Source organism: Pontiella sp., assembly GCF_041622395.1.
Classification (GTDB): domain Bacteria; phylum Verrucomicrobiota; class Kiritimatiellia; order Kiritimatiellales; family Pontiellaceae; genus Pontiella.
This window is the reverse complement of sequence record NZ_JBFJYW010000181.1, coordinates 1-8,127: the sequence shown is the minus strand read 5'-3', so window position 1 is coordinate 8,127 and position 8,127 is coordinate 1. Positions and strand designations below refer to the sequence as shown.

Here is an 8,127-nt window from a genome sequence, read left to right as displayed (position 1 = left end):
CTCGGGCTGCAGCCATATCGACATCTCGCTGCGGCTCCGGGAGCGGGAAATCGTTCTTTGGATCAAGGACAACGGCAGCGGCATGGACGAAGCCGTGCTGGCCAAACCCCGCACGCTGCGCACCCTCAAGCAACGCGCCGAATGGCTCCACGCCAACCTCCAAATCCAGTCCAAACCCGGCAGCGGCACCGAACTCACCCTCATCATCGCCCAGGAATAAGGGGCCTCCCCTTCCCGCCCGGCAAAGACACCGAGATCGAGCAAGGGAGTCCATTACCGATTTTTCAGCCTATCCTTCACCCGCACCGCATCATTTTGTCGGAACGTCTTCGCATGCATTCAGGTGAAAGATGCGGGGTAAAACATCCAATATCCGCGTTATCGTTTTTTACCCATGAATCTTTTACCTGCCCGCCCGCCGATCAAGACCGTTGGCGGAAGACAGGAACATTTTAAAACCACGAACATTCTCCAACGAACACGAATTCCCTATTAGCCCGCCAAGCATCTTTCTGCCGTTCATTTTTCTGCCTATACCATGGCCCCGGCTTCCGTACCGGGCTGCGGGTTGGCGGAAAACACCGGATCGGAATCCGGCGCTACGTGGCCCCGGGTTCCAACCCGGGGTTCGGTTCCGTTTCAGGGCTAAACCCGTAGGTCCGCGACCCGGAACCCCTGCTTGGCATCCACCTGGACGAGTTCGCTTGCGGCCGGGTTGCCATTGATTTCCATTTTTTCGGCATCGTATTCCAACGCCTTGCCGGTACGGATGGCCAAGGTTCCGAGGGCAATCATTTCGGTCAGCGGTCCGGCATAATCGAAGTTGGAACCGGGCGCCGGCCCTTCGCCTTTGCAGGCGCGCAGCCATTCGGCGATGTGGCCGCCCTTGATGCGCGGATAAACCTTGGCCGGGCGCATCGCGGGCGTCGTCTTGAACGCCTGCCACAGCGACTCGGGGAAGAGCCGGGGGCTGTCGGGCCGCATGTTGGGGTGATAGATGATCCCCTTGGTTCCAACGAGCATCAGCCCGCCTTCTTTATGGAATTCCTGCTCCCCGAAAAGTTCGGGTTTCGGCGGGACCTTCGGCCCTTCATACCAGGTCAGCGGAATGGTCTTCCCCGTCTTTCGTTGTTTGCAGCGATAGGTCACCACCGAACCCGGCGGCGTGAAGATTCCATTCACATGGTCCACGACGACATCGACCTTGTGCGCGACCTCCAGGTCCAGCGCCCAGAACGGGGTATCGAGCGTGTGGCAACCGATGTCGCCGAGTCCGCCCATGCCGAACGTCCACCAGCCGCGCCAGCGGATCGGGTGGTACATGCCTTTGGCGTAGGGCGGCGCATCCACGACCGGACCGCACCACAGATCCCAGTCCAGCGTTTCCGGCACGGGCGTGGCGGGCGGATATTCCGTGCGCTCCGGAATGAAGCCGTAGGCCTTCGGGCGGTTCGTCCAGGCAATCACTTCCTTGATTTCGCCAACCAGTCCGGCTTCGGCCCATTCGCGGATCAGGCGGATGCCCTCGAACGCATGCCCCTGGTTCCCCATCTGGGTCACGACCCCTTGCTTGCGGGCTTCGGCCATCAGTTGGCGGATTTCCCAGATCGAATGCGCGAGCGGCTTTTGAACATAGACGTGCTTGCCCATCATCAGCGCCATCATGGCGGCCGGGAAATGGATATGGTCCGGCGTTGAAATCGTGACGGCATCGATCTCGTCCTTCACCGCGCGCAGCATGACGCGGAAATCGGCGTAGGTCTTGGCGTCGGGATAGACCGTCTTTGCCTTGGCGATCGCCGCCGGCTCGACATCGCATAGCGCAACCACGGTCTCGCTCTTGAGGCCCTGGATATCGCCGAAGCCTTTGTTGCCGACCCCGATGCAGGCAATCCGCAGCTTTTTCTCCGATCCCTGCGCACCGGCCCAGCGGGGCAGCACCACGGCACCGGCCCCCACGCCTCCAACAAACCATCTTCTATTCATCGTTTTCCTTTCGTTATGGACTAACGAGTTGTCGCCCAGCGCGCCTGGGCGTTCAATTCTTTTCCGCCGCTTTATGGCCGCCCTCCCCACGACGCGGTGGATAAACAAAAAGCCCGACCGCAAGGGCCGGGCTTTCTGGGGGCTGGCGGGTCGCGCGCTCCGCGACCGGGGCGGACTACGCCTTCAGCGCTTCCGCGATGGAATCGCAGACGTAGTCGATGTTGGCGGTGGTGAGGCCGGCCACATTGATGCGGCCGCCTCCGACGATGTAGATCGCCTTGTTTTCCTTGAGCCACGCCACGATCTCGTTGGAGAGGCCGCTGAAGGAAAACATGCCGTTCTGCTCCTTGATGAAGGAGAAGTCCTGCTCGACGCCGCGGGCGGCGAGCCCATCGACCAGTGCAACGCGCATCGCCTTGATGCGGTCGCGCATATCGGCGACTTCCCCGATCCACTGGTCGTAGAGGGCGGCGTCTTCGAGCACCATGCCGGCGGCCAGGCCGCCGTGCGCGGGCGGGTTGGAATAGTTGACGCGGACGGTGGCCTTGATGTGGCTCATCGCCACCGCCGCTTCCGCCGCCGTCGGCGCAACGACGGTAAGCGCGCCGGTGCGCTCGTTGTAGAGCCCGAAGTTTTTCGAGAACGAACTGGCGATCAGGAAGTCGACTCCCGCCGCAACGAATTTATCAACCGCGGCGCGGTCTTCCTCGATGCCGGCTCCGAAGCCCTGGTAGGCGAAGTCGAGGAACGGCGTCCAGCCCTTTTCCCCGGCGATGGCAACCACGCGGTCCCACTGCTCCGGCAACAGGTCGACGCCGGTCGGGTTGTGGCAGCAGACGTGCATCAGCACGATGTCGCCGGCCGGTACGGCTTCGAGCGCGCCGACCATGGCGTCGAAATCGACGTCCTTGGTTGCGGGTCTGTAGTAGGGGTAGTCGTTGATCGCGAACCCGGCGGCCGTGAAGATGCCCTTGTGGTTGGCCCAGGTCGGGGTGCTGACCCACACCGTGGCCTCCGGCTTGAACTTCTTGAGCAGATCGGCCCCGACGCGCAGCGCGCCCGTTCCGCCCGGCGAATGGATCGTGGCGGCGCGGCCGGAGGCGATGACTTCGCTATCCGGGCCGAACAGCAGGTTCTGCACGTTGGCGGCGTAAGCCGGGTTGCCGGAAATCGGCAGATAGCCCTTGGTCGTTTCGGTTTCGACCAGCTTGCGCTCGGCGGCCTTGATGCAATTGAGGATGGGGGTGTTGCCTTCGTCGTCCTTGAAGACGCCGACGCCGAGGTTGACCTTGGCCGGGTTCGGGTCCTTCTTGAAGGCTTCGGTGAGTCCGAGTATGGCATCGGCCGGAGCCGCTTCGATTTCTTTCCACATAGGGATCATATCTCCGTCGATTGGGTTGGTTGTTGACGAATGGTTCGTGGTTTTGCTCACGAATAATAGAGGTCGTACCACCGTTTGATGGTGTCTTCGGCCACCTTGACGATGCCGATTTCGCGCAGGGCGTTTTCCGGCGAGTCGGAGGCGTGCGCGGCGTTGACCATGATATCGGTGCCGTATTCACGGCGGACGGAGCCGGGGGCCGCTTTGCTCGGGTCGGTGGGGCCGAGGATGTTGCGGATCTTCTCGACGGCGTTTTCGCCGGCATAGACGAGCGTCATGCAACGCACCTTGCCCTCGTGCAGGGTCCCGTCGCCATCGATGTCCGGCGCCCACTGCCCGGTCATGAAATTCATGATGCTGTAGAACTGGTGGTCGCCGAAGGCGGGGCCGAGCGAGTTTTCGAGCGCGGTCTTCACTTCCGCCGGCATTTCGAAGCCGAACTCATCGGCAAGCACCTTGCAGGCGCGCTCGACCGCCATGCCGCCGAGCTTGTCGCGAAGAACGGGCTGCACCGGGCCGTAGAACTCGAGCGCCTCGGCGAGGCTCATGCGCAGCAACTTGGCGCCGATCAGCCGCAGGCCGGAGCGCGAAAAAATGTCCATGATGTTGCCCGGACGCGAATTGGGGAAGGTAAAGTTGTCGGGCTTGATGATGACCAAGGTCTTCTGGATATGCTCTTCGTCGGCCAACCGGATGGCATTTTCCAAAATGCCGCCGTCGGTTTCGGAATAGGCCGCCCACAGCCCCAGCGTCTCCTTGACCGACTCCCGCGTCGGCCCCACCAGCACGGCCGGCTCGAAATAGGTGACGGATCCGTCGTTCGCCTTGATATAGTCGCCGTAGGTGCCGCGGATGGTGTCGGCGCTCTCGATCGAATCTTCGAACCCGCCGACGGAGTCGCGCAGCTTGCGCACGGCGTTTTCGCCTTCGAACAACAACATGAGTACGCGATGGACCTGGCCATCTTCGTCGGGCGAAAACTCGCGTTCGATATATTCGGAGAGGAGCTCGCGGATTTCCGGCCAGACCTTCTCGTTGCTGCGGACCAGCTCCGCATGCTTTTCAACCAGCTCGCGGCTGGGACCGAACATACGGGCCGCGACGAGATCGAGTCCTGTCGTGCTGAGCAGGCGCCCGAGTACACCGCCCGTGCGCGATTTGCGCAGGGTGTAGGGCGTGATCAACACATAACCAAGTTCCTTTGACATTTGCATCCTCCTCCAGTATTGAAACGTTCGACTTAAATACCTGCGGAAATTAGCAGGTACAACCCAGAAATGCGACTTTATGGATAACCCACCCACGCCTAACCCCCTTCCTGAAAAGGTAGTCCGCCGCCACGCGGAAATGCTGGCCGAGCTCCTCCCCGACCTGACCCGGCTGGTCCTCGAAGAGGGCCGCCCGGTCGATGCCCTGCTCAACGCCCACCTGCGCAGCCACCGCGAGATGGGCTCGCGCGACCGCCGGTTCATGTCGCAGGCGGTCTTCTCCTTCTTCCGCTGGTACGGCTGGACCGTCGCCAAACTAAACCTGGAACCCTCTGCGGCGGCGCTGGTTGGAACAGCGCTCGACCTCGAGAAACTGCCCCAAAGCTTCCGCTACATCGAGCAGCGCTGCGCCCTCCCCTTCCCCGTCGACCCCATGGGCGCCAAGAGCGTCGCCGAGAAGCGCGACGCGCTCAACGCCTGCTTCGGCGAGGCGAATTTGGAGATCGCGGACCTCGTCCTGCCGGACTTCGGAAGCGTGGTCGACCCGACAATGGCCGAGCGCTGCATCGTGGAATTCCAGCAACGGCCGCCGACGTGGATCCGCAGCCGCACCGAAGTCGACACGCTGGTCCAGGCCCTGGCCGACGGCAAGGTGCCCGCCGCCGCGCACGCCGTCGCCCCCGCCGCCGTGTCGGTGGAAGGCGGCGCGAGCCTGGGCAACGCCCTGGCGGCGCACGCCAACCAGTTCGTGGTGCAGGATATCGCCTCGCAATGCGTTGGCCTCGTCGCGGCCCCGCAAAAGGGCGGCGACTGGTGGGACTGCTGCGCCGGGGCGGGCGGCAAGGCGCTGCACCTGATGGATTTGATGGAGCAGGACGGCAAGGTGCTCGCCAGCGACGTCCGCACCCCCGTGCTCAAGGAGCTCAAGAAGCGCGCTCGCAAGTACGGCATTAAGAATATCCGCACCCAGCCCTTCAACGCGGCCACCGACGAACCGTTCACCAAGACCTTCGACGGCGTGGTTGCCGACGCCCCCTGCTCGGGCTGGGGAACCTGGAGCCGCAATCCCGACGCCCGCTGGCGCTCCTCCCGCCGCGACGTCATCCAATGCGCCACCCGCCAGCTGAAGATCCTCAACAACGTCAAGTGGTGCGTCAAACCCGGCGGCGTTTTGATCTACGCCGTCTGTACCGTCACCCGCCCCGAAACCGAGGAGATCGTCATGAACTTCCTCGACCAACAGCCCGACTTCCGGCTCGACCCGTTCACCAACCCGCTCACGGGCGAACCGACCAACGGCCAGCTGCAAATCTGGCCGTGGAATGCCGGCGGCGACGGCATGTTCATCGCCCGCTTCAAAAAAGCGGAATAATGCGGCCTAATTAGACAACAAGGAAACCACCACGTCCGGTTGCAGGCGGCACGACGTCCCGACCCGCAACAACGCATTCGATCCCACGTCTCCCGGAGCGAGGGTTAGCTTGATCTTCCATTTTCCTTCCGCCACCTTTTCGGCGGTTGCCGTTCCTTCGGCGTTTTCGACCTTCGCCGAAAGCACGTCGAACGGCTGTTCGCTGCGCAGCATCACGAGGCGCTCAACGAGACCGGTCGATTGCCCGGAGAGCTGGATGCGTTCGGGGACCACCTGGATACCCGGCTTGACGCTACCCATCACCGGAACGGTGACGGTGCCCGTTGAAAAGTCGAGCAGTACCCGCCCGCTCAGCTTCCCCGCCTTCAGCGCATCCGTTGCCCGGAGTCTTACCGTCCAGCTGCGCCGTGGCGCGGATATCCGATCCGCGTCTTCTTTCTCCACAAGACCATTTACGACAGGACTATTTTCTTTCGTGTATTTAGTGTTTTTCGTGGTTCCCAATCCCGTCCGCACCGAATCATTTTGTCCGAAATTATTTTGTTGAACCTCACCCGCACGATCTTTGTGCCCCTTGCGCCTCTTCGTGGCCAAAACATTTCCCGTCCGCACCGAATCATTCTGCCCATATCCATCCGTGACTCCAACAATTTCCGCCTCGATCCCCGGAACCGTGGATTTGACCGACCGCAACACGACCGCCTGCTCCAGCAGGTTGGTGGCGACGATGGTTTGTTCGATTTCACCGCCGACGGCCAGATCGCCCAGGCGGACGAAGCGGGGCGTGCAGTCGACCGGGCGCAACAGGGTGCCGGTCATTTTGAGTTCGAAGTAGGGTTTCCGACGCAGATTGGTGGCGAGCAGGATCTGCTTGTCCTGCGGGCCGTAGCGGTTTTTCGTGTTGAAAACCGATTTGCATACGGCGTTGGAGCCCGGCGGGATCGTCATCGGCGTCAGCGTCGATTCCACCCCGCAGCAATTCTTGATCTTCGAAACCACGACCGGTTCGTCGCCCGTGTTGGTCAGGACAAACTCGTGCGAAATGCTTTCCCGCCCGATCACCGCCCCGAAGTCAAACTTCGGCGCTTCGCATTGCAGCTTCGGCCCAGCAACCGCAGCAATCGCCACCAAAGAACACAGTGCTAATACAGGACTATTTTTTGCCATGACCATTTTTTCTCCCACAAATCTTATACCTGCACCATACCGTGTACTTCGTGGTCCAAAACCCACCCGCACCGATTTTTCTGCCCCACTCTCCTCCGCACCGGATTCGCTTCTTTGCGCCTTCGCGGTCCAAACCCCACCCGCACCGATTTTTCTGCCCTTCCCCATCCGCACCGGAGCTACGCCCTAAGTGCAGGCTCTACTTGCTCTTCCTCTGTGACTCCGTGTGCTCTGTGGTAAACAAAACCACCCACACCGAATCATTCTGTCCTAAATTATTTTGTCGAACTTCCACCCGCACCGGATTCGCTTCTTTGCGCCTTCGCGGTCGAATAAAAATCGTACGGTTAAAACTAATCCGCATCCATTTTAGCCAGCGCCATCTTGGCCGCCGCCACAATTTGCCGGTTGTCGCTCAGCGCGAACGATTCCAGCAGCTCCCGGTCGTCTTCCGTTCCCACTTCCCCCAGCGTCACGATCGCGGCCGACCGCATATAAACCGTCTCCCCCGTCTGCGCCAGCTCCCGCGCGGTCTCCACCGTCGCCAATTTCAAGTTTCCAGTTTCCAGTTTCAGGTTTCCAGTGGCTGAAAGCCGCAACGCCGTTAAGCGCGATTCGGTGGAGGCCAGATCATCCGCCGCAATCTCCACCGCCTTCTCCGCAATCAGCTCGCGGTCGAACTCATCGTAGGTGCGCGACAGGTTTTCCAGGCCGATCAGCGCCGTCCCCGCCAGCGTATCGCCCCGCTCATCCAGCGCCGCAAACATCGCCTCCCGAATCTGTTCTTGTTGGCCCACAGATGACACGGATTGATGGGATTCTTGATCTGCGCTATCTGCATCATCTGCGGGCAACTCTCCCGCCAGCCGCGCATAGCAGGGATCCATGAACTGCACGCAGTAGTCCCGCCAGACCGAATCGTTCTCCGCGTTCTGCGCCATCTGCACCAACGACAGACCCAGCCCCTCCGGCATCGATTCCTGCCGCAGCAGCTTATCGAGCACATCGTTCTT

The 8,127-nt window shown here is 61.5% G+C and carries 6 protein-coding genes and 1 pseudogene; 2 read left to right on the top strand and 5 right to left on the bottom strand.

The window, feature by feature from the left end:
* Window positions 1–220: pseudogene (locus tag ABYO54_RS11025) on the top strand (sensor histidine kinase); the annotation flags it as partial.
* Between the two features lie 425 nt (window positions 221–645).
* Here the strand turns inward: ABYO54_RS11025 and ABYO54_RS11020 are convergent.
* From ABYO54_RS11020 to ABYO54_RS11010, 3 genes are all read right to left on the bottom strand, one after another.
* Window positions 646–1,986 (bottom strand): Gfo/Idh/MocA family oxidoreductase, encoded by a 1,341-nt coding sequence (locus ABYO54_RS11020; protein ID WP_372808303.1) that lies wholly within the window; start codon window positions 1,984–1,986, stop codon window positions 646–648.
* A 175-nt stretch (window positions 1,987–2,161) separates the two neighbouring features.
* A complete protein-coding gene (locus ABYO54_RS11015; protein ID WP_372808302.1) occupies window positions 2,162–3,358 on the bottom strand; it encodes an aromatic amino acid transaminase in 1,197 nt (398 codons plus the stop codon).
* Window positions 3,359–3,414: 56 nt separating this feature from the next.
* Window positions 3,415–4,575 (bottom strand): nucleoside-diphosphate kinase, encoded by a 1,161-nt coding sequence (locus ABYO54_RS11010; protein WP_372808301.1) that lies wholly within the window; start codon window positions 4,573–4,575, stop codon window positions 3,415–3,417.
* Between the two features lie 79 nt (window positions 4,576–4,654).
* Between ABYO54_RS11010 and ABYO54_RS11005 the strand changes: the two genes are divergently transcribed.
* Window positions 4,655–5,947 (top strand): RsmB/NOP family class I SAM-dependent RNA methyltransferase, encoded by a 1,293-nt coding sequence (locus ABYO54_RS11005; protein ID WP_372808300.1) that lies wholly within the window; start codon window positions 4,655–4,657, stop codon window positions 5,945–5,947.
* 6 nt (window positions 5,948–5,953) lie between these two features.
* Here ABYO54_RS11005 and ABYO54_RS11000 read toward each other — a convergent pair whose 3' ends face one another.
* Together ABYO54_RS11000 and ABYO54_RS10995 are read right to left on the bottom strand one after the other, a co-directional pair.
* The gene (locus tag ABYO54_RS11000; protein WP_372808299.1) at window positions 5,954–7,114 is read right to left on the bottom strand and encodes a DUF1573 domain-containing protein; all 1,161 of its coding nucleotides are present in this window, start codon (window positions 7,112–7,114) and stop codon (window positions 5,954–5,956) included.
* Between the two features lie 353 nt (window positions 7,115–7,467).
* The coding region (locus ABYO54_RS10995; protein ID WP_372808298.1) for a hypothetical protein at window positions 7,468–8,127 on the bottom strand (660 nt) is incomplete at its 5' end.